The sequence below is a fragment of the Heyndrickxia sporothermodurans genome, from assembly GCF_003055045.1.
Taxonomy (GTDB): Bacteria; Bacillota; Bacilli; order Bacillales; family Bacillaceae_C; genus Heyndrickxia; species Heyndrickxia sporothermodurans.
Map to the genome: position 1 here is coordinate 224029 of NZ_NAZB01000019.1, position 25614 is coordinate 249642.

The 25614-nt window shown below is 33.8% G+C and carries 28 protein-coding genes; 22 read left to right on the plus strand and 6 right to left on the minus strand.

Annotated elements, in window-relative coordinates:
• Positions 1-98: 98 nt before the first annotated feature.
• The 4 genes from mprF (at position 99) to B5V89_RS08775 (ending at position 4088) form a co-directional block, all read left to right on the plus strand.
• On the plus strand, positions 99-2627 hold the full coding sequence (gene mprF, locus B5V89_RS08760) for a bifunctional lysylphosphatidylglycerol flippase/synthetase MprF (protein ID WP_235993217.1): 2529 nt from the start codon (positions 99-101) through the stop codon (positions 2625-2627).
• A 114-nt stretch (positions 2628-2741) separates the two neighbouring features.
• Positions 2742-2948, plus strand: coding sequence for a DUF1657 domain-containing protein (locus tag B5V89_RS08765; RefSeq protein WP_066229705.1), 207 nt, complete (start codon positions 2742-2744; stop codon positions 2946-2948).
• A 58-nt stretch (positions 2949-3006) separates the two neighbouring features.
• Positions 3007-3210, plus strand: coding sequence for a DUF1657 domain-containing protein (locus tag B5V89_RS08770; protein WP_107921275.1), 204 nt, complete (start codon positions 3007-3009; stop codon positions 3208-3210).
• A 14-nt stretch (positions 3211-3224) separates the two neighbouring features.
• The gene (locus B5V89_RS08775) at positions 3225-4088 is read left to right on the plus strand and encodes a DUF421 domain-containing protein (RefSeq protein WP_107921274.1); all 864 of its coding nucleotides are present in this window, start codon (positions 3225-3227) and stop codon (positions 4086-4088) included.
• A gap of 9 nt (positions 4089-4097) precedes the next feature.
• Here B5V89_RS08775 and hpaB read toward each other — a convergent pair whose 3' ends face one another.
• From hpaB to B5V89_RS08790, 3 genes are all read right to left on the minus strand, one after another.
• Complete coding sequence (hpaB, locus tag B5V89_RS08780) at positions 4098-5525, minus strand: 4-hydroxyphenylacetate 3-monooxygenase, oxygenase component (protein ID WP_108071517.1); 1428 nt, start codon at positions 5523-5525, stop codon at positions 4098-4100.
• Between the two features lie 135 nt (positions 5526-5660).
• Positions 5661-7280, minus strand: coding sequence for an ABC-F family ATP-binding cassette domain-containing protein (locus tag B5V89_RS08785; protein ID WP_108071519.1), 1620 nt, complete (start codon positions 7278-7280; stop codon positions 5661-5663).
• Positions 7281-7370: 90 nt separating this feature from the next.
• Entirely contained in the window at positions 7371-7565 is a 195-nt protein-coding gene (locus B5V89_RS08790; protein WP_108071521.1) for a hypothetical protein, read from the minus strand.
• Positions 7566-7683: 118 nt separating this feature from the next.
• Between B5V89_RS08790 and B5V89_RS08795 the strand changes: the two genes are divergently transcribed.
• Both B5V89_RS08795 and B5V89_RS08800 read left to right on the plus strand, forming a co-directional pair.
• A complete protein-coding gene (locus B5V89_RS08795) occupies positions 7684-9216 on the plus strand; it encodes an FAD-dependent oxidoreductase (RefSeq protein WP_108071523.1) in 1533 nt (510 codons plus the stop codon).
• Positions 9217-9332: 116 nt separating this feature from the next.
• Positions 9333-9539, plus strand: coding sequence for a zinc ribbon domain-containing protein (locus B5V89_RS08800; RefSeq protein WP_066229683.1), 207 nt, complete (start codon positions 9333-9335; stop codon positions 9537-9539).
• Between the two features lie 52 nt (positions 9540-9591).
• Here the strand turns inward: B5V89_RS08800 and B5V89_RS08805 are convergent, their stop codons facing one another.
• On the minus strand, positions 9592-9804 hold the full coding sequence (locus B5V89_RS08805; protein WP_235993038.1) for a methionine aminopeptidase: 213 nt from the start codon (positions 9802-9804) through the stop codon (positions 9592-9594).
• A gap of 61 nt (positions 9805-9865) precedes the next feature.
• Positions 9866-10852 carry an acyltransferase family protein gene (locus B5V89_RS08810; protein ID WP_108071525.1) on the minus strand — a complete coding sequence of 329 codons (987 nt, stop codon included), beginning with the start codon at positions 10850-10852 and terminating at the stop codon, positions 9866-9868.
• Positions 10853-11188: 336 nt separating this feature from the next.
• Between B5V89_RS08810 and B5V89_RS08815 the strand changes: the two genes are divergently transcribed.
• Positions 11189-13369: a DNA topoisomerase III gene (locus B5V89_RS08815; RefSeq protein ID WP_108071710.1), complete on the plus strand. Its 2181-nt coding sequence runs from the start codon at positions 11189-11191 to the stop codon at positions 13367-13369.
• A 36-nt stretch (positions 13370-13405) separates the two neighbouring features.
• On the opposite strand, the gene yhfH is transcribed toward B5V89_RS08815, so the two are convergent.
• Positions 13406-13540, minus strand: a complete 135-nt coding sequence (yhfH, locus tag B5V89_RS08820; RefSeq protein WP_108071527.1) for a protein YhfH — start codon at positions 13538-13540, stop codon at positions 13406-13408.
• A 264-nt stretch (positions 13541-13804) separates the two neighbouring features.
• Between yhfH and B5V89_RS20600 the strand changes: the two genes are divergently transcribed.
• The 15 genes from B5V89_RS20600 (at position 13805) to hisIE (ending at position 25523) form a co-directional block, all read left to right on the plus strand.
• Positions 13805-13939, plus strand: coding sequence for a hypothetical protein (locus tag B5V89_RS20600; RefSeq protein WP_280523956.1), 135 nt, complete (start codon positions 13805-13807; stop codon positions 13937-13939).
• Between the two features lie 199 nt (positions 13940-14138).
• Positions 14139-15071 (plus strand): metal ABC transporter solute-binding protein, Zn/Mn family, encoded by a 933-nt coding sequence (locus tag B5V89_RS08825; protein ID WP_108071529.1) that lies wholly within the window; start codon positions 14139-14141, stop codon positions 15069-15071.
• Between the two features lie 13 nt (positions 15072-15084).
• Complete coding sequence (locus B5V89_RS08830) at positions 15085-15837, plus strand: metal ABC transporter ATP-binding protein (protein WP_108071531.1); 753 nt, start codon at positions 15085-15087, stop codon at positions 15835-15837.
• Between the two features lie 10 nt (positions 15838-15847).
• The gene (locus B5V89_RS08835) at positions 15848-16777 is read left to right on the plus strand and encodes a metal ABC transporter permease (RefSeq protein WP_108071533.1); all 930 of its coding nucleotides are present in this window, start codon (positions 15848-15850) and stop codon (positions 16775-16777) included.
• Entirely contained in the window at positions 16774-17646 is an 873-nt protein-coding gene (locus B5V89_RS08840) for a metal ABC transporter permease (protein WP_108071535.1), read from the plus strand. The genes B5V89_RS08835 and B5V89_RS08840 overlap by 4 nt, the downstream gene beginning before the upstream one ends.
• 75 nt (positions 17647-17721) lie before the next feature.
• Positions 17722-18408, plus strand: coding sequence for a sigma-70 family RNA polymerase sigma factor (locus tag B5V89_RS08845; protein WP_108071537.1), 687 nt, complete (start codon positions 17722-17724; stop codon positions 18406-18408).
• A gap of 15 nt (positions 18409-18423) precedes the next feature.
• Positions 18424-19005, plus strand: a complete 582-nt coding sequence (gene clpP / locus B5V89_RS08850) for an ATP-dependent Clp endopeptidase proteolytic subunit ClpP (protein ID WP_108071539.1) — start codon at positions 18424-18426, stop codon at positions 19003-19005.
• A 170-nt stretch (positions 19006-19175) separates the two neighbouring features.
• On the plus strand, positions 19176-20309 hold the full coding sequence (locus tag B5V89_RS08855) for an ATP phosphoribosyltransferase regulatory subunit (RefSeq protein WP_108071540.1): 1134 nt from the start codon (positions 19176-19178) through the stop codon (positions 20307-20309).
• Positions 20306-20926, plus strand: a complete 621-nt coding sequence (gene hisG, locus B5V89_RS08860) for an ATP phosphoribosyltransferase (RefSeq protein WP_108071542.1) — start codon at positions 20306-20308, stop codon at positions 20924-20926. The genes B5V89_RS08855 and hisG overlap by 4 nt, the downstream gene beginning before the upstream one ends.
• On the plus strand, positions 20923-22209 hold the full coding sequence (gene hisD / locus B5V89_RS08865; RefSeq protein WP_108071544.1) for a histidinol dehydrogenase: 1287 nt from the start codon (positions 20923-20925) through the stop codon (positions 22207-22209). Before hisG ends, hisD begins: the two co-directional genes overlap by 4 nt.
• A 25-nt stretch (positions 22210-22234) precedes the next feature.
• Complete coding sequence (hisB, locus tag B5V89_RS08870) at positions 22235-22822, plus strand: imidazoleglycerol-phosphate dehydratase HisB (protein WP_108071546.1); 588 nt, start codon at positions 22235-22237, stop codon at positions 22820-22822.
• Entirely contained in the window at positions 22819-23421 is a 603-nt protein-coding gene (gene hisH, locus B5V89_RS08875; RefSeq protein WP_066229665.1) for an imidazole glycerol phosphate synthase subunit HisH, read from the plus strand. Before hisB ends, hisH begins: the two co-directional genes overlap by 4 nt.
• Positions 23418-24122, plus strand: coding sequence for a 1-(5-phosphoribosyl)-5-[(5-phosphoribosylamino)methylideneamino]imidazole-4-carboxamide isomerase (hisA, locus tag B5V89_RS08880; protein WP_108071548.1), 705 nt, complete (start codon positions 23418-23420; stop codon positions 24120-24122). Before hisH ends, hisA begins: the two co-directional genes overlap by 4 nt.
• On the plus strand, positions 24119-24889 hold the full coding sequence (gene hisF / locus B5V89_RS08885; RefSeq protein WP_108071550.1) for an imidazole glycerol phosphate synthase subunit HisF: 771 nt from the start codon (positions 24119-24121) through the stop codon (positions 24887-24889). Before hisA ends, hisF begins: the two co-directional genes overlap by 4 nt.
• Positions 24873-25523, plus strand: coding sequence for a bifunctional phosphoribosyl-AMP cyclohydrolase/phosphoribosyl-ATP diphosphatase HisIE (gene hisIE, locus B5V89_RS08890; protein ID WP_108071552.1), 651 nt, complete (start codon positions 24873-24875; stop codon positions 25521-25523). Before hisF ends, hisIE begins: the two co-directional genes overlap by 17 nt.
• Positions 25524-25614: the final 91 nt, after the last annotated feature.

Below are 25614 nucleotides of genomic sequence, written 5' to 3' on the forward strand. Positions count from 1 at the left end.
AATATATTTTCTTTATTTAATTAAAATACATAATGATTTTTCATGTTCAACAGCTTGTTATAATGATATTTTTTCAACGTATGAAAGATGGTGTTACCTTGAAATTAAGTAAAAAAAGGTTTATATCTTTTTTAAAAATTGCATTTCCAATTGCCCTTTTAGTGTTAATTATTTTTGAATCGAAAAAAATGGTAAAAGATATCGATATAAATTTATTGAAAAATAATATATCTGAACTTACGCCTTCGCATATTTTATTAATTGTTATTTTAGGGTTAATAGCCATTGTTCCTATGCTATTTTATGATCTAATTTTATGCAAAATCTTAAAGTTAAATTTAAAAGCAAAGGAATTATTTTCCTATTCATGGATTGTAAATACGTTTTCGAATTTTCTAGGATTCGGCGGTGTGATCGGTCTTAGTTTACGCACTTTTTTTTATAAAAAATATTATAAAGAAAAAGATGTGATTTTAAAAAATATCGCGAAAGTGTCAATCTTCTACATTTCGGGAATATCCATTTTATGCTGGTTAGTGGCAATAGGAGTATTTAAACCGATTTTTTTAGTGGAATTGAAATGGTTGAAAATTGCCGTTTGGGCGATGGCTTTGTATATTCCATTTTTAATAATAAGCTTTCAATGGAAAAATATAAAAAATGCAAAGTTTTCCTTTAAAAATAATTATTTGATTGAACTTATGGTGATTTCACTATTTGAATGGATGAGTGCGTTATTGTTTTTTTGGGTAATTGCACTATTAGTCAATGTCCCTATAAGTTTCACACAGCTATTTCCGATTTTCGTTGTTGCGTCAACTGCAGGAATAATAAGTATGATTCCGGGTGGATTAGGTTCATTTGATTTCGTCATTTTAATGGGTCTTGAATTTTATCATATAGAGACAGAAAAAATTTTATTAGTTTTATTACTTTATCGAGTTTGTTATTATTTTATTCCGTTTATTGTTGCAATCGGTTTATTTGTAAGATATTTTTGGAAACAGTTGGATGAGCAATATAAAAAAATAATTTTTGTCATCTCAAAAAATATGAGTCACTGGATACTAACAATATTAGTATTTTTCTCCGGAATCGTTTTATTACTTTCGGCATCATTGCCAGGAGTTCTTGACCGAATTAAGTTTTTAAGAGAATTCTTATCTTCTCCATTAATGGGTTTTTCACATCAATTGACAATCGTTACCGGATTTTTATTAATTTTGTTATCTAGAGGGATAGAGTACAGAGTAAGATGGGCATATTACTCGACACTTGTACTGTTAATTTTCGCTTCCTTGCTCTGCCTTGTTAAAGGGTTTGATTATGAAGAGGCCATTTATTTAGGCTTTGTAGCGGTTATGTTAGTTGTTTCCAAGAAGCGTTTTTATCGGTTGAATTTCGTAGTTACATGGGGTAGAGCTGCATTTGATTTAATGGTCATCCTTTTCTTTACATTGTTATATGTGTTAATTGGTTATAATAATTTACCTGAGAGTAAGTTGAAAATTCCTCGTTTTATTCGAAAATATGTGATTATTGATGCGAGTGATTTAATTTTGAGTGCAATTACCGGTTTATTGATCGCCGCAATAATTATGTTAATCACCTATTTTTTTATGAGACCAAGGACACCAGGATCCTATCAAATCGATGAAAACAAGGTGATGGCTCATTTAAAAAAGTATGGAGGAACCGTTCTTTCACATTTAGTCTTTTTACATGATAAAAAAATATTTTGGAATGAAACAGGGCAAGTAATGATGATGTATGAGCAATATGCTGATAAACTAGTTGTCCTAGGTGATCCAATAGGGAAAAAGGAAGAATTTTTTCATTCCATCGAAGAATTTCATGATTTTGCAGATTTATACGGATATACACCAGCTTACTATCAAGTAACAAATGAACTAATTCCTAAATTACATGAAAATGGCTACGATTTTTTTAAATTAGGTGAGGAAGCTTTTGTGGACTTACAAACTTTTTCTCTATCGGGTAGTAAAATGAAGGGCCTTCGAGCGACGAAAAATAAATTTGAAAAAGAAGGGTATACCTTTCGGTTACTTGAACCTCCCTTTTCTAAAGAAGATTTTCAAGCATTAAAATCCATTTCTGATCAGTGGTTGAACGGGAAGAGAGAGAAAGGATTCTCACTTGGATTTTTTGATAAAAGCTATTTGGAAACAGCTCCTGTAGCAATATTATTGGATCCGGATAAAAATATTATTGCATTTGTTAGTATTATGCCGGTTTATGATAATCACACAACATTATCAATTGATTTAATGAGATATATCCCGAATGTAACATCGGGAACGATGGACTTTATTTTCATTAATTTATTTGAATGGGCAAAATTAAAAGGGTATAAGCGGTTTAATTTAGGAATGGCGCCGCTCGCAAATGTAGGACTTTCAAAGTATTCCTTTATGGGGGAAAAATTAGCATCACAAATATACACGCATGGTAATTTTGTCTATCATTTCAAAGGATTAAAGAAGTTTAAGGAAAAGTATGCAAGTTCATGGGAACCAAAATATTTAGCATATAGAAAGAAAACATCATTACCAATTACAATGATACAAATTGCTTTACTTATAGCAAAAAAGCGCTCCAATTCGTAATGGGGCGTTTTTTTATTAGGATATATTTTCTAATTATAAAATTAATCCATTTTCATAAACTAACATCGTTCAGTACGAACAAAAGTCAAACTACACCAAAAAGGGGTTATGATCATGACGGTTATTAACAATATTAAGCAAACCATTTCTGGATTGAAGAGTGCTCAAGCGAATTTAGAAAGTTTTTCTTTAGCGACAGACAATAAACAAGCAAAGCAACTTTATCAATCCTGCGCTCAACAAACACAATCAATTATTGACACACTAACACCACGAATGAATGAAGTAGAGCAAGAAGAACCACAATATAAACAACAATAAGAAAATAAAAAGGATGATATGTATCATATCATCCTTTTCTAAAAGGGGTTTAAAGAAAATGACAATTGCTTCAGATATTAAGAATTGCATCGCGAGTCTTAATGGTGCTAAAAGCAATTTAAGCCGCTTCGCATTAATGAGTACAGATGCTAATGCACAGAAAGTTTTTCATGAAAGTATGTTAGAAGCAGACGAAATCATTACAGATTTACAAAATAGATTAGTCATTCTTGAACGTGAGGAGCCTCAATATAAGAGTTAAGGGAAGGTGAAGAAATGGGACTGAATTGGCTCGAAGTTATTTTACGATCGATCATTACGCTAATCGTTTTATTCTTTTTAACCAAAATGCTTGGAAGAAAACAAATTAGTCAATTGTCCCTTTTTGAATATATTATCGGGATAGTAGTTGGTGGCATTGCTGCGGAGATATCCACTGGTGTGGGACAAAACTTTTTAAATGGAATGTACAGCTTACTTATTTGGGCTTTAATTCCCGTATTATTAACATATCTTTCCTTGAAGAGTAAAAAAGTTCGAGATTTTCTTGATGGTGCTCCTGTTGTTGTAATTAAGGATGGAAAAATACAGGAAGATAGTTTAATGAAAGAAAAACATACGGTCGATGACTTGGCCTCGCTTTTAAGAAAGAAAAATGCTTTTAATATAGCTGATGTGGAATTTGCTGTACTTGAACCGAGCGGTGAATTGAACGTATTGTTGAAAAAAGAAAAACAACCAATCACTCCAAAGGATGTTCAATTGCAAGTCGCACCAGAAAAAGAACCTAAAACTGTCATTTCTGAAGGAATGATCTTAGATGAAGCACTTGGATTTACAGGTTATAATCGATCTTGGTTAAAAGCTGAATTAGAAAAATTAAATGTTGCTCTTGATAATGTTTTTCTTGGTCAAGTTGATGCTTATGGAAAATTAACAGTGGATATTTATGATGATAAAATTCAACTTCCTAAATCGCAGGAGAGAACATTGTTATTAGCGACTCTAAAAAAATGCCAAGCAGATCTTGAATTATTTACTTTAGCTACTGAATCAAAATCTGCCAGTGAAATGTATCAAAATAATGCACAAAGGTTGGAAATGATGGTAGAGAAATTGAAGCCTTACCTCAAAGAATAAGATTATTGATTAACTTAGAAAATCGTTTATCATCTTTACATAGGACTCCTTCGGATAACTATTGTAAAGTCCCATACCCATCCTAACTGGATCACCAAAGAAAAATCGTTCAAACTGCGTTTGTCTGGTGCCGAAGCTACTCATGCAAAGGTCCCAGGCGAGTCTGAAAATTTTTACACGATCGGTAGCATTTACGTTAGTGGCTTGTAAATAATTATCAAGATATGAAGATATCGTTGATTGGAACTGTTCTTTAGAAGGGAGGAGGATCATTCCACTACCACCTAAAAGTTGTATAATTTCAATTAATCGAGGGTAAATTCTCGGATAATAATAAATGGCGACATTTAATGGTTTGTAATCAGGGACCATTGTATTAAAATGATCGAGTGTTGAATGAACTCGAGAAGAGAGATGTAAAGACTTCATAATTTCGAGAGTAGAAATAATTTCACTAAGTTTGTCTTTTACGTGCTGATACTCAACAATATTAATAGAATGTACAATGGTCTCTGCCAATCCAAGAATAAATTCTGTTTTAACAATCATTCTTGCAATCGCTTGGTACAAAAGCATTGTATTAAACTTAGTTTCCGAAAACATATTACATGCTATATCTAAATTTTTGTATAAAAATACACGTTCCCATGGAACGAGAACATCATCGAAAACAACGATTGAATCCATTTCTTCAAATTTAGAAGTTAACGGATAATCAAAATGAGATTCGCCATTGACGAAAGATTCTCGGCAAATAAATTTTAAACCAGGTGTATTTGAAGGAATGGAAAAGGCGTATACATAAGCGTCCTCAATAAAGTTTCCTCCAGAAGGAAGCACTAATACTTCATCGGTAATACCACCTTGAGTAGCTAAAAGTCTCGCACCTTTTACGATGATTCCATCGCTTGTCTCACGAATAACTTTAGCTGCAATAATTTTATCGGAATCTTCGTAATATCCAATTGAACGATTTATTTGGGGATTAATAAATGTATGAGTAAAGGAGAGATCATTTTCCATCGCCATTTTGTATATGTTAAAAATATTAGTTTCATAATTCTTCTTATCTTCATGAAATATTGAATTAGCAACACCTAAAGCCATTATTCCGGTGTTTACATAATCGGGAGAACGTCCCAATAAACCTAAATTTGTTTGTGCCCATTTCTTTGTTGCCACAAATCTATTTTCCAAATCTTCTTTCGTTTTTGGTTGTTGAAAAGCAAAGTTTACTTCAGAATTTACAACAGGGGATGAAAAAGTGAAAGTATCCTTATTGGAATTAGAAAGATCATATAATGCCGCTTTACTTTTTAAAACTCCTCTAAATGCAGGATGCTCCGAAATTTTTCCTTCTATCCGTTTTCCATCTATCCATACTTCATTGTGTAAGTTGTCAATTCTAGATATATACTCCTTACCAGTAACAGTCAAAGTCAATCACCTCACAAAATTTATGTCTCCAACATAAATATATGCACAATAGTAAGAGGGACAATCAAAAAATTTTTAGAATAAATAAAAAAAGGAAATCAAATCACGGTTTGATTCCCTTTTTTCCAATTATTATTATTTATATAATTGTTCTAATTGCTTTTGTATATCATTATTTTCCAAGTATTCATCGTAGGTCATTACTTTATCAATCATACCATTAGGTGTCAGCTCTATGATTCGATTTGCGATCGTTTGAATGAATTGATGATCGTGTGACGCAAAAATCATTGACCCTTTGAAGCGAATCAATCCGTTATTTACGGCTGTAATTGATTCTAAGTCTAAATGGTTGGTTGGTTCATCTAATAACAGAACATTAGCGCCGCTTAACATCATTTTTGAAAGCATACAACGAACCTTTTCTCCTCCGGATAATACATTTGCTTTTTTTAATACTTCTTCACCGGAGAAAAGCATTCTCCCTAAAAATCCTCTTAAAAAGCTTTCACTTTGATCATTCGGGGAGTATTGGCGCAACCAATCAACAAGATTCAAATCACCATTTTCAAAGTAACTTGAATTGTCTTTTGGGAAATAGGATTGTGAAGTTGTCACACCCCATTTGAATGATCCACTATCTGGTTCCATTTCACCAGCCAATATTTTAAATAGAGTCGTTTTTGCTACTTCATTTTGACCAACGAGTGCAATTTTATCATCTTTATTCATGATAAAGCTTATATTATCAAGAACTTTAACCCCGTCAATTGTTTTTGTTAGCCCTTCAACACGGAGTAAGTCATTACCAATCTCACGTTCCGGCGTAAAGTGAACATAAGGATATTTTCTAGAAGATGGTTTAATATCATCTAATGATATTTTGTCCAGCAATTTTTTACGCGAAGTAGCTTGTTTAGATTTCGAGGCATTTGCACTAAATCTGGCAATAAAGCTTTGTAATTCTTTAATTTTCTCTTCTTTTTTCTTATTAGATTCTTGGGCCATTTTTTGGGCTAGTTGACTGGACTCATACCAGAAATCATAATTTCCTACATATAATTGAATTTTACCAAAATCTAAATCAGCAATATGTGTACATACTTTATTTAAGAAATGTCTGTCATGCGAGACAACAATTACGGTATTTTCAAAGTTTATTAGAAATTCCTCTAACCATTGAATAGCTTTTAAATCAAGATGGTTTGTAGGCTCATCTAGTAGAAGAATATCCGGTTTTCCAAATAGGGCTTGAGCAAGTAATACTTTTACTTTTTCAGCTCCTGTTAGTTCTGCCATCTTTTTCGTATGCAGTTCTTCTTCAATACCAAGCCCTTTAAGTAAAATAGCTGCTTCCGATTCAGCTTCCCAACCATTTAACTCAGCAAATTCACCTTCGAGTTCAGCAGCTCTCATCCCATCTTCATCGGAAAAATCTGCTTTCATATAAATGGCATCCTTTTCCTGCATCACTTCAAATAAGCGGGTATGTCCCATAATGACAACTTTCAGTACTTCCTCTTCTTCAAATTCAAAGTGGTTTTGCTTTAATACAGCTAGTCTTTCACCAGGAGTAACATGAACATCACCTGTTTGTGCATCTAATTCACCGGAAAGAATTTTCAGAAACGTAGATTTACCTGCTCCATTAGCACCGATTAATCCATAACAGTTACCTGGTGTGAATTTAATATTAATATCTTCAAAAAGTTTACGTTCACCAAATCGTAAGCCAACATTGTTAACAGTAATCAAAGACAAATACCTCCAAAACAGTAATATCCTATTGATTATAACATGACTTGAACGAAAAGGGGAAAGTACACTATACAACTTATACTCAAATTATAAATTCTCGTTTTGTTGTTTAATTTCATCGCCTGTAATGATTGTATTTGCTTCTTCTAAGTTTTTATGTTCTTCAACCGACCCACCCGGATAGTATGGTTTTTGATTGAGCGCACTCATAGCAGTATTTATTGTGAATTTTTCCGTCTTTGGTGTATCGGTTACCCTTTTTTCATTACTTTGATATGTCATACTTACAACTCCTAGTATTTATTTAAAATAAATCTATTTAAGTATTATTGCAAAAAACACATGAAAATAATCCATTGTGGTAAATATAGTTATAAATATTAATTTGGAGGATTAATAAATGACAAACGAACAAGTGAATATGCCGCAATTTCCTAAACCTATTTGGAAAGAGGGTGTCGAGTTACCTCGTTTTTCAACTTTAAATGAAGATATTGAAGTAGATGTCGCAATTGTTGGTGGAGGCATTACTGGAATTACAACTGCCTATTTGTTAACGAGAAAAGGGTACAAAGTGGCAATTATTGAGGCGGGTGAGCTGCTAAATGGTACAACTGCGCATACAACTGCGAAAATCACTGCACAGCATGGTTTAATCTATGATGAACTAATTCAAAATAATGGAAAAGACCAAGCGAAATTATATTATGAAGCTAATATAGATGCATTCAAATTTATTAAAACGACGATTGACGAACTACAAATTGATTGCGATTTTAGTGAAGAGGATGCTTATATATATACGAATAGTGAGGATTATATTAGAAAATTAGAAGCAGAAGAAAATGCCTATAAGGAACTTGGTATTAATGGTGAATTAATCAATGAAATTCCAGTTGATTTTCCTATAAAAGCAGCTCTTATTATGAGGAATCAAGCACAATTTCACCCATTAAAATATTTAAAGCCACTACTTGATTATATACAAAAAGAGGGTGGATTGATTTTTGAAAAGACGACAGCTACAGATGTCGATTATTCAGATCAGCCAATTGTTATTACGAAAGAAGGTTTAAAAGTAAAAAGTAAATTTGTTTGCGCATGTTCACATTTTCCGTTTTATGATGGGCTAGGTTTTTATCCGACCCGAATGTATGCGGAGAGATCTTATTTAATTGCAGTTAAAACGGATAAGGATGTTCCACGGGGAATGTACATTAATGCGGAACAGCCGACAAGATCCTTCCGAACAATGACGTTGAACGGAGAAAAAGTCCTATTAGTCGGCGGTGAAAATCACAAAACCGGCCAAGGAATACCGACAATTCTTCATTATGAGGCGTTAGAAGAGTTTGCGGAAAATGAGTTTGGAATAAATGAATTCTTATTTAGATGGTCTGCTCAAGATTTAACTACATTGGACAAGATTCCATACATTGGGCGGATTACGAATAATCATGATCAAGTTCTTGTAGCGACAGGATTTAGAAAATGGGGTATGACAAACAGTACAGTTTCGGCCATTTTATTAGCCGATATTATTTCGGAAACTACAAATAAATATGAAGATCTATTCTCACCATCAAGATTTAATGCAAACCCAAGTGTAAAAGAATTTATCACGACAAATCTTGATGTGGCCAAACATTTAATTGAAGGTAAATTGGAGTATCCTTTGCGAGACATTAATGATTTAGCTAATGATGAAGGTTCAGTTGTCAATGTAAACGGTAAACGTGCGGGAGCGTACAAAGATGCTGACGGTAAAGTTTATGTAGTCGATACGACCTGTACACATTTAGGCTGTGAAATTGAGTGGAATTCCGGTGATCGCACATGGGACTGTCCTTGTCACGGTTCACGATTTTCAATTGTTGGGGATGTGATTGAAGGACCTGCAGAAACACCATTGGGGAAAGTCGATTTAGATTAAGCAATGACCACCTAATGTTGGTGGTTCTTGTTTTTGAAAAATTTAAAATGAAACTTAAAGGAGTTTTGCAACGTAAAAATTAGTTGAAAGTTATTTTAATGAAAGAAGGTTTCTTTATGAGTGATAAAGGATGTATAAAATGTGGAAGTACGGATGCTGGAAAAAAGGAAGTGGCCATGACAGGAACTGGACTTTCGAAAATGTTTGATATCCAAAATAACCAATTTATCGTTGTTTACTGTAAAAACTGTGGCTACTCGGAATTTTACAATAAACAATCCTCGACCGCCTCGAATGTATTAGACTTTTTCTTTGGAGGCTAATAAAAAAAGGAGTTTCCTTTAACTGTTCTACAGTTAAGGAAGCTCCACTTACCTATTGATTATTTTCATACCAATCTGAGAATAACCCACTGCCATTACACCCCGGGCAATCAAAAACATTTGTTACATAAAATTCATTAAGTGCTAGAGAATTGATGCCCTTCCCATAACAATCCGGGCATATTCCTTTAGACTCCATTTTTGCAATTTTTTCTTCATATTTATTTGCTTTCCACTCTTGAAATGTATTGAATAGTCCCAACATATCCACCCCATCCTTTTATTTTTAGGATGGATAGGATTTGGGAAATTTATACGCCTATTTATTAAAGCCTAAGTTCAATTAATGGTTTAGTGTATTTTTTAATTAAATAACTTCCGAGAGTTAAACAGACGACAAATGAAAAAATGAAAAGCAAGAAATAATTTTGCGAAATTGATTCAAGTGTTTCGTCTGAGACAGCTGTTTCAATAATCTTAATAATAAAACCATGTAATAAATAAATATAAAGTGTTCGTTGTCCTATAATCGTTAATTTTGATCCGGTCGCAGGTACGAGTGCAAAAAATCCAAAAATAACGATTAATGTTAACAAGTATTGAAGCATACGGAAAAGCCCATCAAACCATTCAGCATTGCCCATATCTGCGTAAGAGGAGGAACCAAGCAACCATGGAACCGCATCCTTAGGAAAGGATAAACCAAATAGCAGAAAAGTTGACAATATGATTAAAACACCTATTACTGCTGAAAATTTCATGTTCTTTATCCAATTAATATGCTTTTGTTCAATTAAGAATCCTAATAGAAAATATGGGAAAAAGACAAAAGTTCTTGACAGACTTAAATAGTTCCCAACTTGATCCACATATCCTATTGCGATTCCTATTGCTACAGCAACGATAAGACCAATCCATTTTAACTTTGCGAAGGCATAAATGAGTACATTCCAACAAAATAAACTCAATAAAAACCATAAAGTCCAGTGTGGCTGTAAGAAATCAAATGTTAGGGATTTTTCATCGCCATTGATAAAATAAAAAAATGAATAGATAGCCTGAAAAATTAAATAGGGCAATAATATTTTTTTTACAGATTTAAGTAAATACCCTTTTTTACGATATCCTTTCGCAAAATAGCCAGATATTAAAATGAAGGCAGGCATATGAAAGAGAAAAATGACTGTATACAAAGTGAAAAGAAGATCATCATTTCCTTTTAAAGGACTAATAACGTGTCCGAATACGACTAAGAAAATAAGGATTAACTTCGCATTGTCAAAATAAAGACTTCTCTTTGAAGTAGAAGCCATGCTAACACCTCCGAGAAATATTATTTTAAAAAATATTCTAGTGTTGTATTCTTAACTTACCATTAAAATATATAAAGTTTAGCTTGAGAATTTTTACATTGAAAAATCAACCTTTCTATAAGCAAATTTTATCATTTATATACCACAATTCAGTTACGCTAATCTAAAATCTAGATTAAAAAATATTATTGTATGATTATTTTTTTTACAAAAAGATTACATGTCTCTAAGTTAGTGAATTTAATAGTATTTCTTTCATGTGATGAAATATAGTAAAATATAGTATGAATATAATGCTAGATACCAAAAGAAAGAAGGTTTTTGGAACTAATGACTATTCCATTAATCATTGCCGAAAAGCCAGATCAAGGAATGAAACTTGCCGCCCCTTTTCCTCATAAGAAAATGAAAGGCTACATCAAAATCTCTCCAAATCAAACATTTCCAGATGGTGCTTATTTAACTTGGGCAGTTGGTCATTTATGTGAACTCATTCCTCCGGAAGAATATAACCCGAAATGGAAAAAGTGGTCCCTTGATACATTGCCTATTCTTCCTGAATCCTTTCAATATAAAGTAAAAAAGGACAAGTGGAATCAGTTTACGATCATAAAAGATTTATTAAAGCGTTCTGACATTGACGAAGTGATCATGGCGGGAGATGCGGAACGTGAAGGGGAAGCAATCATACGGATTATTTTAAAGCAATGTCATAATCGAAAGCCGGCGAAACGATTATGGATTTCCTCCCTCACTGAAAAGGCTGTAGTAAATGGTTTTCACCATTTACTAAGTGAAGAAGAAACAAGAGCTATTTACTATGAAGCAATGAGTCGTGCATGTGCTGATTGGCTAATTGGGATGAATGCATCGAGGGTCTATACATTATTGCTACAACGAAAAGGGATACGAGATGTGTTTTCAACTGGACGTGTGCAAACACCAACGTTAGCTTTAATCGTTAAAAGAGAAAAGGAGATTGAAAATTTCAAAAGTGAAACATTTTGGGAAGTCAAGGCTATTTTTCAAATGACAAATAAAAAGTATGAAGGCACATGGCATATCGATTCCGAAACGAGATTAAAAGAAGAAAAGAAAGCAATTGCCATCGCAAATTTTTGTAAAGGGAAGTCTGCTAAAATTGATGAAATAGAAAAGGAAAGAAAAGAATTTCAACCACCATTATTATTCAATTTGTCATCCCTACAAGCAACGGCGAATAAATTATTTAAGTTTTCACCAAAGAAAACATTAGATATTGCTCAAAAATTATATGTAAAAGGAATTATTTCATATCCGAGATCAGATTCGAGCTATGTTACAAAAGAAGAAGCAGCATTATTCCCTGAAATATTAAATCAAATTAGTCGTATTGAATCATATAAAGGATTTTTCCCGCTTCCTAATCAATCAGTTATGAATAATAAAAGATTCGTAAATGAAAAGAAAGTGACGGATCACTATGCAATTATTCCTACAGAGCAAGTGGTAAATCCGTTAACATTAGAAAAGGATGAAGAAAAAATCTATGATTTAATCGTTAGGAGATTAATTGCTGCTCATTTTGAAAAGAGTATTTTTGACTATACAACTGTTCATACAATTGTAGATGAGCGGGCAACATTCATTTCTAAAGGAAAACAGATGGTACAAGAAGGATGGAGAAAGGTCATCTATCAAATGGAAGAATCAAAGGAGGATAATGAGCAAGTTCTTCCTAATTTAACGAAAGATGAAACTGGTATTGTTTCGAAAGTAATGGTTAAAGATGGCAAGACACAACCTCCTAAGCGATATACGGAAGGGCAATTAATCACATTAATGAAAACGGCTGGTAAGTTTATAGAAGATACGCAAATGCAAAGTATTTTAAGAAAAACAGAAGGATTGGGAACAGAGGCAACCCGTGCGGGGATAATTTCCGTTCTTAAAGATCGAAAGTATATAGAAGTGACTAAGAATGTAGTGTATCCCACTAAAAAAGGAATTTTGCTAATTGATAGTATTGGAAATAGTATTCTAGCTTCTCCGGAAATGACAGCTAAATGGGAGCAAAGACTTCATGAAATAGGAGAGGGAAAGGCTTCACCGAATGTTTTTTTGGAACAGGCAAAGAAGTTGTCAGTTAAATTAATTGATGATGCGAAAATTGCAGAATCAAAATGGGCATTTCCCACGAATCTTCTTAAAGAAATATCCGCTAATACAATTGCGGGCAAAAAGGGGAAAAGAGTAAAGGCTAGGCTTGGACAATGTAAAAAATGTGATGGAATGTTGATTGAAAAAGGAAATTTTTATGGTTGTACGAATTATCAAAAGTCAAAATGTGATTTTACTATTTCAAAGAAAATTCTTGGCAAAACAATTTCTCAAAAAAATATTTCAAAACTATTAAAAGAAGGGAAAACGGATTTGATTAAAGGATTTAAAAAGGGTGAAAATACATTTGATGGCTATTTAGAATGGAATCAAGAAAAACAAGTGATTCAATTTGAATCGGCATCTATAAAAAAGTAGTGGGGCGTATTTCGCTCCACTACTTTTTTATAGATGCTATTCCACTCTTTTTGATAAGCAGTGTTCGCATTCTAAAATATATGATTCTGCCTGATCCTCTACATATTCACCGCATTCTGGACAAATCTTTTTTGATAAATTCAGAAAAAACTCGACTGGATTTTGTAACATATAAACCCCTCCGTAAATTTAATTTAAAATAGTGAAAACATGAAATATTTTTATATTTTAACACTAATATAATACAGTTGTAAATAAGTTATTCTGTTATGATACAGATTATGTTGAAAAGTATATGATTGTGCATAGACAAAATGCCCTTTTCTATTTAACAATAGAAAAATATTTGGTGGATTCATTATTTTTTCTTTAAGGAAACTTTCTTTAAATAGCACATATAATTTTACAACAACTATAAACTAGGTGGTGTTAAGCATGAAAAAAGTTATTTTTTACACAATCCTTTGTGAAAAAATTGGACTTTTATCAAAAGAAGAAACAACAAAAATTTTAAAAAACAATTCTGTAAGTATAATAGAACATCATTTAAAAAATGAAAACCAGAACTAATCCAAATAAAAAATAGTTGACTAAAGAAAATATTTACAGTATTTTTTCCTTAAGGAAACTTTTTTGCGAAAGAAAGTAGATTTTTTTAAAACAAAAGTTGCGTTAGTGAAACAAAGTGTCATTAATGAAAAAGGAGGAGTGTTATTCAAGAGTGTGAACTTAATCATGCACTTATCCACTAAGGAAAAGAGGGGAAAAAATGAAGGAAACGAAAATGTTTTTTCTAGGGTTATCAATCGTAGTATTCTTACTTTCAGCCTGCACAAAAGCTTCAACAGACAGTAAACCAATAGATGGGAAGATCAAGGTAACGACAACGATAGGGATGATAAAAGACATAGTTGATCACGTAGGAGGAAACTATGTCAAAACAATTGGATTAATGAAGTCAGGTGTGGATCCACACTTATATAAAGCATCTCAAGGTGACATAAAAAAATTAGAGGATGCGGATATGATTTTTTATAATGGGCTGCATCTTGAAGGGAAAATGGTCGATATCTTTGAGAAGCTGGCAAAGAAGAAGGCAACTGTACCTGTATCCAAAAACATTCCGGAAACAGATTTACGAACATGGGATGATGGGACAGAGGGGCATGATCCTCATATTTGGTTTAATGTAAAGCATTGGATAACAGCGACGGAAACCGTTCGTGATGCATTAATAAAATTTGATTCGAAGCATAAAGAGAATTATGTAAATAATGCTGACGAATATATTGAGAAATTAAAGGAACTTGATCAATATACGACTGAAAAAATTGCAAGCATTCCGAAAGAATCTAGAGTATTAGTTACCGCACATGATGCGTTTGGTTATTTCGGGGATGCATATGAAATAAAAGTTATGGGTTTACAAGGTATTAGCACAGCCTCCGAGTATGGGGCTAAAGATGTTAGTCAGCTACGTGACTTTCTTGTTGATAATAAAATTAAAGCTGTTTTTGTTGAATCGAGTGTTCCGAAAAAAGCGATAAATGCAGTTGTCGAAGGAGCAAAGAAAAAAGGTCATGAAGTGAAAATTGGCGGTGAACTTTATTCTGACGCAATGGGAAAGGAAGGAACGGATGAAGGTACGTATATTGGAATGGTTAAACATAATGTCGATACGATTGTAAATGCACTGAAATAAGGAGGTAAGAAAGATGAGTTCACCATTATGTATAAATAATTTAACTGTAGCCTATCAAAAAAATCCAGTATTAAAAAAAATTTCTTTCACTATTCCTGAAGGCAATTTAATTGGAATTATTGGTCCGAATGGAGCCGGAAAATCCACATTAATCAAGGCGATATTAGAATTGATTCCAACTATTGCTGGTGAAGTATCTATTTATGGAAAACCATATAAAGACATGCGAAAAATCGTTGGTTATGTTCCCCAACGGGAATCAGTTGATTGGGATTTCCCAACAAATGCTTTGGATGTTGTGTTGATGGGAAGATACGGACATCTTGGGTGGATTAAACGACCACGTGAAAAAGATAGGCAAATAGCTTTGGATTGTTTAGAAAAGGTAGGTATGGAAGCCTACGCACAAAGACAAATAAGTCAATTATCGGGAGGACAACAACAAAGAATCTTTTTAGCAAGAGCGTTGGCACAAGATGCGAAAATTTACTTTATGGATGAACCATTTGTAGGGGTAGATGCAGCAACTGAGAAAGCAATTATTACTCTTTTAAATGATTTGAAAAGGCAAGGAAAAACAGTATTAGTCGTACATCATGATTTAAATACAGTGAAAGAATATTTTGATTGGACGATATTGTTAAATGTTCATTTAGTAGGCGTTGGACCGACGGAAAAGCTATTTACGAAGGAAAATCTTCAAAAAACATATGGTGGAAAATTAACGATGCTTGATTCAAATTCTTCACCTTTAATTATAAGTTGAGGTGGATCAGATGAATGTAATTGCTTTGTTACAAGACCCAAACACACTTTGGATATTAGTAGGCTCAATTCTACTTGGAATAAGTAGTGGAGTGATTGGTTGTTTTGCTTATTTAAGAAAACAATCTTTGATGGGCGATGCATTGTCACATGCGGCATTACCGGGAGTGTGCTTCGCTTTTATCCTAACTGGTACAAAGTCAATCTTTTACTTTTTAATTGGTGCGATTATAGCCGGAATTATTGCCACCATTTCGATTGGTTACATTACAAGGAAAACGCGTATTAAACAAGATTCCGCTTTAGGAATTGTCCTTACCGTATTTTTCGGGGTTGGTATTGTATTATTAACTCAAATTCAACATAGTGCAAGTGGGAATCAAAGTGGATTAGATAAATTTTTATTTGGTCAGGCAGCATCCATGGTACAATCTGATGTTTACACAATGGCTGGCATAGGTCTTTTCGTAATTGCTATGTGTACTCTCTTTTTTAAAGAATTTAAGCTTCTTTCTTTTGATTCCGGTTTTGCTAAAGGGATCGGCCTTCCAATCACTTTGCTTGATCAATTAATAATGATACTTATGGTAATTGCTGTTGTGATTGGCATACAAGCTGTTGGAGTAGTGTTAATGGCCGCCCTACTCATTACACCGGCAGTATCAGCTCGTTATTGGACTGAAAAATTGCATGTAATGGTGATGCTTTCAGGCTTATTTGGTGCAATTAGTGGTTTGATAGGGACTATCTTGAGTACACAAGTGAATAATTTACCGACTGGGCCATTAATTGTTTTAGCAGCTACATGTATTTTTGTTCTATCCGTTGTAATTGCACCAACACGAGGAGTGATAGCAAAGATTGTAAGTCGAAAGAAATCAAAAAATGCGTTCTTGAAACAGCATATAAAGCATAGTGTAAAGGATAGAAGTACGATATGAATCATTTATGGATTATCTTAATTGGTGCATTAGTCGCATCATCTTGTAGCATTGTTGGATGCTTTCTTGTTTTAAGGAAAATGTCAATGATTGGGGATGCTATAAGTCACGCAATCTTGCCAGGGATAGTCATTGCCTTTCTCCTATCCGGAACAAGAGACTCTATCGTAATGATCGTGGGGGCAACTTGTATCGGTTTAATTACAGTCTTTTTAATCCAAATGTTTCAAAATAGCGGTGTACAGTCGGATGCATCGATTGGGGTGGTCTTTACTGCACTCTTTGCCGTCGGTGTTGTATTAATAAGCCTTTTCACTAGACAGGTTGATCTGGATTTAGATTGTGTATTATATGGTGAAATTGCTTATGCTCCATGGGATACATTGGAGATTGGGGGAAGGAATTTAGGACCAACAACGGTATGGGGAGTTGGAAGTATTTTTTTCGTAAATATTCTTGTCATCAGTTTATTCTATAAGCAATTTAAACTTTGTTCGTTCGATCCTACTATGGCGGCGGCGTTAGGAATACCTGTAGCGTTTTTTCATTACTTATTAATGAGTCTTGTTTCCATAACTACAGTATCTTCTTTCGAAAGTGTTGGAGCAATACTTGTTGTAGGAATGATAATTGTTCCAGCAGCCACTGCATATTTACTTACCGATAAACTGAATCGAATGATCATTTATAGTATGATCATTGGTATACTCAGTTCTATTATTGGATATTATGTAGCATATTTAGTAGATGCATCGATTGCAGGATGTATGATCATGATTGCTGGTTTACTATTCTTAGTTACCCTATTTCTTTCGCCAAAGCATGGGGTTCTTTTGAAAAAATGGAAACAGCAAAAAGTTGCCGTGTAAATATTTTTAAACTTCCCGTAACTTTTTAAAGATAATAAACGTTTATTAGTTAGAGGTTCAAAAGGAGTGATCACTTTGAAAACCAAGCTTGGTTATGAATCGATGAATAAACAATTGCAATTAATAAATTGGTATCCTGCTTTGAAGAGGTATTGCCGGAGTATAACGAGAAGTGAGTGGGATGGAGATGACCTTGCCCAAGAAACAATGATAAAAATGTATCGTTCGTATGTTGGGAAAGACTGTAATAGTAATAAAATTAGTCTTACCCTTCTTTATAAAATCGCACATAATCATTGGATAGACCAACTAAGGAAAACAAAAGAAACGACCGCTACACATAAGGAACTATCCTATGAGCCAATGAAAGGTCTGCCTGATTTATATTCAAATATTGAAAAACTGGTAAATCATTTGACGCCAAAACAAACCATCATATTTCTTCTAAAGGATGTATTTGAATATAGTTTAGCCGATATTTCTGCCCAATTAGCTATGTCGGAAGGCTCTATAAAGGCGTCTCTATTTAGAAGTAGAAACTGGTTGAAATCCATTGAAATAAAGGAAGAATCCGAAAATCCTTCAATAATAAGTGATGTTAAAGATCAAATGTTTCGTCAAACGATACTCGAAGCGATAAGAAAAGAAAATCCATCTGAATTAATTAAACAGTTCTATGAGATAAAAATGAAAGAAACAGGTTCAGTTCCGTCACAATCTTCACACTTCAAACCGGAATGCCTCCTTTTACAAGCAGCATAATAGGAGGAAGCAAAAATGAATGCAATTCCATATGTCATTGAACAATCATCACATGGGGAAAGATCATACGATATTTATTCTAGATTATTAAAAGACCGTATTATTATGATTAGTGACGAAATAAATGATACAGTTGCTAATAGTGTTGTCGCCCAATTGCTTTTTCTGGCAGCTGATGATCAAGAAAAGGATATTTCACTATATATTAATAGTCCTGGTGGTTCCACCTCGGCTGGTTTTGCCATCTTAGATACGATGCAATACATTAAACCCGATATTCAGACGATATGTATTGGAATGGCTGCGTCATTTGGAGCGATGTTGCTTTTAGCCGGGACTAAGGGAAAGCGTTTTGCGCTACCAAATAGTGAAATTATGATTCATCAGCCATTAGGTGGTGTGCGTGGTCAAGCAACGGATTTAGAAATTTCCGCGAAAAGAATATTAAAACTTAAAGATCGTTTGAATCATATGATTGCGGAGCGAACAGGACAATCGATTGAAAAAGTAGCACATGATACAGACAGAGACTATTTTATGTCAGCTGAAGAAGCAAAAGATTATGGGATAATTGATAAAATTATATACGAAAGATAAGAAATAAAGGGGTACACAGTTAAAATGTGTACTCTTTTTTAGTATACCTTGTAGTTTTATTTAAAAAATGGATTGACCAATAGTTTTCTATTGTGATATTGTATTAACAATTCAAATACTTTAGTATATTAGAGTGATAATATGATAAAGAACTTAGGAAGTGAATTAAAATGTTGTTACCAATTGGAAGTCAGGATGATTTTGGAAAAACGGTTGCAAACAGAAATTTTGTCTTCGAAGCATTCCGAAAGGTTACTACATTACGAGGGTATGAGGAAATCTCTACCCCAGTTGTTGAATATGCGAGTATATTTACAAACAAGCATGTAGGAATGTCCCTTCAAAGTTTAATGAAATGGTTTAATAGCGAAGGAGAAATTGTAGTATTACGTCCTGATTGGACGACTGCGATTGCACGAGCCTTAACAAAGCATAGTAAATCCCCTGAAAAATGGGCCTATCAAGGATCAATATTCAAAAATAATAAACTTGGTGTTGAAAGTCGACAGGTAGGTATCGAAATTATTAATTTTCCTAATTTTCAAGGGGAAAGTGAATGTTTATTACTGACAAAAGACTTTCTCGATGAATTAACTATTAACCATTACATAATTGAATTAGGACATACTGGTATTTTTGAGTTTCTAATAAACCAACTTGATTTAAATGATGGAGAAATAGAAACACTACAGCTCGCCATGCATGATAAAAGAAAAGACAAAGTTTATGAATTAGCGGCACGAAACGGAAAAGAACATATTGCATCGGAATTAGTTGTTTTAATTGATGCTTTTGGCCCTTTTGATGAGGTATTGAATGAATATGAGATACGATGGAAAAATCGCCCCGCTCTTCTAAAAATCGTTAAACATATTAAAAAGTTAGCAAAATTACTAAATGAATCGGGCAAGATACATGTCATCGTTGATTTAGGAATGGTTAAAAAATTACCTTATTATTCAGGAATCATATTTAGGGGGTTTTTAGAGGGAAATGGATCAACATGTTTCTCGGGTGGACGTTATGATAAGTTATATGATCAATTTGGAGAAAACAAAAATGCTGTAGGCTTGGCCTTTGATGTCGACATTTTAGCTGAACAACTGAGAATTGATAAAATACCAAAAAGAGTGTGCATTATTGCATCAGATGAAACATTGTCTTATGCAGAAAAAATTAGAAAAAACTATGAAAATTTCATTGTAGAGGTATTTTATGATGATGGAATGATTAATAAAGATGACTTCCATAAGGTACTTTACATACTTCAAAAAGACGGAACATATGAGGTGGTGGAAAAATGAAAATATGTATTGCTTTAACAAAAGGTAGGCTAGAAAATCAATTTTTAGAGTATTTTCAATCACTTTCATATAACTTAGAACCATTGTTGCATAAAGGGCGGAAGCTTTCAATTGAGACAGAACAGTTTCATTTCATTTTTGCAAAAGGAGTGGATGTAGCCACTTATGTAGAACATGGGATAGCTGATTTAGGAGTTGTTGGAGAGGATATTTTACTTGAGTATCAGCCGGATGTGTATAACCTATTGGCACTTCCTTTTGGAAAATGTCAATTTGCCCTCGCAGAGCGAAAAGATCATTCACCAACAGTGAGTAAAAGAACAATCGCCACGAAATATCCATTTGTTGCAACAGAATATTTTCGAAAAAAAGGTGAATCAGTGGATATTGTCAAGCTTGAAGGTTCTGTTGAACTAGCACCAATTCTTGGATTGGCTGATGCGATAATCGATATCGTCGAAACCGGGACTACATTAAAGGCTAATGGATTGATTGTTAAAGAGACAATCCATTCAATATCTGCACGATGTATTGCTAATCGCTCCTCATTGAAAATAAAAAGAGAAAAACTAGCCCCTATTATCGAATTGTTGGAGTCAAAGGAGTTTATTAAATGATTCGTACATTCACAAGTGAACAATTTATTGAAACATTTATTAGATCGAAAAATAAAGCTAAATCATTAAGTGATGACACGTTAAAAATTGCTAAACAAGTCATTGATCAAATTCGTTTGCAGGGTGAATCAGCTTTAAAAGAATATGTGCAAAAGTTTGAAGGATATCTTCCTTTAAACTGGGAAGTAACAGATGAAGAAAGAAAACAGGCATGGTCTAAGGTTGATGTAGAAACAATTACATCTCTACAAAAAGCTGCCGATAATATAAAGAAATTTCATTCAAAGCAAATTCAACAATCTAAAATAATGGAACTAACTGAAGATATCATTGCTGGGCAATTATATCGTCCGATTGAACGTGTAGGCATTTATGTACCCGGTGGGACTGCTTGTTATCCTTCAACCGTTTTAATGAACGCTATACCTGCTGTGCTAGCGGGTGTTAGTGAGGTCATCATGACAACACCTGTACGTGAAGAAGATTCCATTGCACCTATTCTTTCAGTAGCCGCAGATATTTCTGGAGTAAATAAAATATATAAAATAGGTGGAATTCAAGCGATAGCAGCACTAGCGTATGGAACAGAAAAGATTGCACCTGTTGATAAAATCGTTGGACCAGGTAATAAATATGTTGCTGCAGCTAAATCACTCGTATTTGGTGATGTTGGCATTGACATGATTGCCGGTCCTTCGGAAGTGGCGATCATTGCTGATGAAACAGCAAATCCAAAATATGTAGCAGCGGATTTAATTGCCCAAGCTGAACATGATGAAAACGCACGTACATTCCTTTTAACCACTTCTGAAAAACTTATAAATGAAACGAAGATAGAAATTGTAAAGCAATGTGAAAAATTACCGAGAGCAACAATTGCAAAAAAATCATTATCTACGCAAAGCGCAAGTGTACGGGTAAGTAAAATTGATTTTGCATTTGATCTTGTAAATAAATTAGCACCTGAACATGTAGAAATTCAATTAGAAAATCCTTTGTCGTATTTAAGTAAGGTGAAAAATGCAGGTTCCATTTTTTTAGGTTCTTATACACCTGAAGCAATCGGTGATTACTTTGGTGGACCAAACCATGTATTACCAACATCAGGTACAGCAAGATTTTCCTCAGGTCTGTCTGTTGATGATTTTATGAAGAAAACGACTTACTTATATTATTCTGAAAAAGCATTGTGTGATGCCGCCCCACATGTTGTAAACATTGCTTCAGAAGAAAAATTAATTGGTCATACTCGTGCAGTACAAGTTAGGTTGGGAAAAGATTAATCGTAATATTGGAAGGGTGAAGAATATGCGGACGGCCGAGAAATCTAGAAAAACGAATGAAACTGCCATTTTTATTTCATGTAATTTAGACGATTCAAGTGATACTTCAATAAACACTGGCATTGGATTTTTTGATCATATGCTTGATTTATTTGCAAAACATGGCCGGATTGGATTAAACGTTAAGGCTGATGGAGATTTACATATTGATGGTCATCACACAGTGGAAGATGTTGGAATTGTTCTAGGTCAGGTAATTAAGGAAGCCTTAGGCGATAAAAAAAGTATCACCCGTTATGGAACTGCTTACGTACCTATGGATGAATCATTAGGATTTGTAGCTATAGATATTAGTGGTCGACCATTTTTACATTTTGAAGCCGAGATTACTAATTCAAAGCTAGGTGATTTTGATACGGAATTAGTGAAAGAATTCTTAACTGCTTTAGCGTTTCAATCAGGTATAACACTTCATGCACGAGTTTTATATGGTGATAATACCCATCATAAAATTGAATCTTTATTTAAAGCACTAGGTAGAGCATTTTCACAGGCAATTCAGATTGACCCGATGATTACAGGAGTCAATTCGACGAAGGGGTTCATCGAATGATAGCAATTGTGGATTACGGAATGGGAAATATCGCCAGTGTTTCAAACGCATTTAAAAGTCTAGGGTATGATGTTTGTATTACTGATAATTATGATGAACTAGCAAAGGCATCACATATTATCCTACCGGGGGTTGGCTCTTTTCGTGCAGCTGTAACAGAAATAAACCGCAGAGACCTGAAAGATTCATTACGTGAGTTGGCAAAGCGAAAACCTGTTCTAGGTATTTGTTTAGGCATGCAATTATTATTTTCTGATGGATATGAAGGTGGAAAGTCGAAAGGGCTTAACCTCATACCAGGAACCGTTGAAAAAATACAAACGAATCTTATCTTGCCTCATATTGGTTGGAATACATTGAATATACAAAACTCGCAATTTGAAAATCTACAAAATAAACATGTATATTTTGTCCACTCATACGAAGTGAAAACGAAAAATGAGTATATAATGGCTACGACTAATTATGAAGTGAAAATTCCCGCAATCGTTCGAAAAGATAATGTCTATGGAATGCAATTTCACCCCGAAAAAAGTGGGGCTGTAGGAAGACAATTGTTAAATATATTTCTTCACTCTACACAGGAGGTACGAATGTGAAAATAATACCAGCGATCGATTTAATAAACGGAAAATGTGTACGTTTATATCAAGGAGACTTTAGTAAAACGACAGAAGTTGGTAGTGATCCGGAATCCCAATTATTACGTTTCATCCAGGATGGAGCTGAAATGATCCATATTGTTGACCTCGATGGGGCACGCGCAGGAAAACCAAAACAATATGAATTAATTAATAAACTTTGTTCCCTTTCAACTATTCCTATTGAAGTCGGAGGAGGGATACGGGATATTGAAACAATTGATAAATACGTTTCTATCGGTGTATCTCGTATTGTACTAGGTACCGCAGCTTTAGAACGAGAAGACTTTTTAAAGGAAGCACTTGATAAATATAATCAATATATTGTCATCGGCATTGATGCGAAAAAAGGTAAAGTAGCAACGAGGGGATGGGAAACAGTTTCAGAAATTAAATATATTGATTTTGCAAAAAAAATAGAGTCACTTGGGGTACAAACGATTATTTATACAGATATTTCAAAAGATGGGACGATGGCAGGACCAAATCTTGAAGAACTTAAACAAATTTCTAATGAAGTAAGATGTAATATTGTGGCATCTGGAGGTATTCGAAACATGGAAGACTTGCAGGGATTGGAAAAAATTGGGATCACTGAAGCGATTGTCGGAAAAGCAATCTATGATGGACAAGTGAAATTAATTGGAGAACGAGTATGATTGCAAAGAGAATTATCCCCTGTCTAGATGTAAAAAATGGCGAGGTCGTTAAAGGGACCAATTTTGTTTCGTTACGTAAAATGGGTGATCCGGTAGAAATGGCAGAATATTATTCAAAAAATGGTGCTGATGAACTTGTGTTTTTAGATATTTCAGCTACAAATGAACGTAGAAAAACGGTAATAAATATGGTAAGAAAAACAGCCGAAAAGGTGTTTATCCCCTTTACAGTTGGAGGAGGGGTTCGCACAATAAATGATGTGACAGCATTATTGACTGCGGGAGCGGATAAAGTTGCGATTAATTCAGCAGCTACCCAAAATCCAGAATTAATAAAGGATGCTGCCTTTCGATTTGGATCCCAATGTATTGTTGTCGCGATTGATGCAAAAAAGATATCACATGGATCTTGGCATGTGATGTCCCATGGTGGGAAGAAAGATACAGGTTTGAACGTAGTTGAATGGGCGAGAAAGGTAGAAAAATTAGGTGCTGGTGAAATTCTTCTAACTAGTGTTGATTGTGATGGGGTAAAGAATGGTTTTGATATCCCACTGATAAACGCAATAGTCAATTCTATATCAATCCCCGTGATTGCTTCAGGCGGTTGCGGCCAACCACAGCATTTTCTTGATCTATTTGAACATACACAAGTATCTGCAGGACTTGCCGCGTCTATTTTTCACGAAGAAACGTTTACAATTAATCAAGTTAAACAACTTTGTATAAAGAATGGGGTGAATATTAGAAATGATCAATTTTTCTAAAGGTTTAATTCCGGCAATTATTGTTGATATACATACAAATAATGTATTAATGCTCGCTTATATGAATAAGGAAGCATTTGATAAAACAATAGAAACAAAAGAGACTTGGTTTTATTCACGATCGAGAAAGACATTATGGAATAAAGGAGCAACATCAGGAAATAAGCAAAACGTCATCTCAATAAAAACAGATTGTGACGAAGATTCTTTATTAATCTATGTAGAACCACTTGGACCAGCTTGCCATACTGGAGAGTATACATGTTTCTACAAAAACATTTTAGAACAGAAAAACATAAACGATTTTTCAACGTCAATATATACACAAGTTATGAATGAAATTATTGATCGAAAAACAAATACAGTTGAAAATTCATATACAAATTATTTGTTTGATAATGGAATTGACAAAATTGGAAAAAAGGTGATTGAAGAAGCAGGTGAAGTTGTTATCGCTGCAAAAAATAAAAACAGCCAAGAAATAATAAATGAGTGTAGTGATCTCCTTTATCACACATTTGTTCTTTTAGCTAATCAAAATATCCAATTAGAAGAAATTGAAGAAGAATTAAAGAAGCGCTTTGCTAAAAAAGGAAATAGTAAAGGGGAGCGTAAGGAAATTGTGAATTGGTAGTTAATGTTTTTTGCTATAACAGAATTGATCGGAGTGTTCATCTTAGTTGGTTTGCATTTAGCACTAAGTGGATATCCCCTTAGTGCAAAAC

Coding starts and splice junctions, on each gene's coding strand:
- yhfH (WP_108071527.1), bottom strand. CDS start 13,540: ATGTTACAAAATCCAGTCGAGTTTTTTCTGAATTTATCAAAAAAGATT.
- B5V89_RS08835 (WP_108071533.1), top strand. CDS start 15,848: ATGAATGTAATTGCTTTGTTACAAGACCCAAACACACTTTGGATATTA.
- B5V89_RS08795 (WP_108071523.1), top strand. CDS start 7,684: ATGACAAACGAACAAGTGAATATGCCGCAATTTCCTAAACCTATTTGG.
- B5V89_RS08765 (WP_066229705.1), top strand. CDS start 2,742: ATGACGGTTATTAACAATATTAAGCAAACCATTTCTGGATTGAAGAGT.
- B5V89_RS08805 (WP_235993038.1), bottom strand. CDS start 9,804: ATGTTGGGACTATTCAATACATTTCAAGAGTGGAAAGCAAATAAATAT.
- B5V89_RS08775 (WP_107921274.1), top strand. CDS start 3,225: ATGGGACTGAATTGGCTCGAAGTTATTTTACGATCGATCATTACGCTA.
- B5V89_RS08790 (WP_108071521.1), bottom strand. CDS start 7,565: ATGACATATCAAAGTAATGAAAAAAGGGTAACCGATACACCAAAGACG.
- hisB (WP_108071546.1), top strand. CDS start 22,235: ATGCGGACGGCCGAGAAATCTAGAAAAACGAATGAAACTGCCATTTTT.
- clpP (WP_108071539.1), top strand. CDS start 18,424: ATGAATGCAATTCCATATGTCATTGAACAATCATCACATGGGGAAAGA.
- hisD (WP_108071544.1), top strand. CDS start 20,923: ATGATTCGTACATTCACAAGTGAACAATTTATTGAAACATTTATTAGA.
- B5V89_RS08770 (WP_107921275.1), top strand. CDS start 3,007: ATGACAATTGCTTCAGATATTAAGAATTGCATCGCGAGTCTTAATGGT.
- hisF (WP_108071550.1), top strand. CDS start 24,119: ATGATTGCAAAGAGAATTATCCCCTGTCTAGATGTAAAAAATGGCGAG.
- B5V89_RS08800 (WP_066229683.1), top strand. CDS start 9,333: ATGAGTGATAAAGGATGTATAAAATGTGGAAGTACGGATGCTGGAAAA.
- hisH (WP_066229665.1), top strand. CDS start 22,819: ATGATAGCAATTGTGGATTACGGAATGGGAAATATCGCCAGTGTTTCA.
- hisG (WP_108071542.1), top strand. CDS start 20,306: ATGAAAATATGTATTGCTTTAACAAAAGGTAGGCTAGAAAATCAATTT.
- B5V89_RS08855 (WP_108071540.1), top strand. CDS start 19,176: ATGTTGTTACCAATTGGAAGTCAGGATGATTTTGGAAAAACGGTTGCA.
- B5V89_RS08810 (WP_108071525.1), bottom strand. CDS start 10,852: ATGGCTTCTACTTCAAAGAGAAGTCTTTATTTTGACAATGCGAAGTTA.
- B5V89_RS08840 (WP_108071535.1), top strand. CDS start 16,774: ATGAATCATTTATGGATTATCTTAATTGGTGCATTAGTCGCATCATCT.
- B5V89_RS08830 (WP_108071531.1), top strand. CDS start 15,085: ATGAGTTCACCATTATGTATAAATAATTTAACTGTAGCCTATCAAAAA.
- B5V89_RS20600 (WP_280523956.1), top strand. CDS start 13,805: ATGAAAAAAGTTATTTTTTACACAATCCTTTGTGAAAAAATTGGACTT.
- hisIE (WP_108071552.1), top strand. CDS start 24,873: ATGATCAATTTTTCTAAAGGTTTAATTCCGGCAATTATTGTTGATATA.
- B5V89_RS08825 (WP_108071529.1), top strand. CDS start 14,139: ATGAAGGAAACGAAAATGTTTTTTCTAGGGTTATCAATCGTAGTATTC.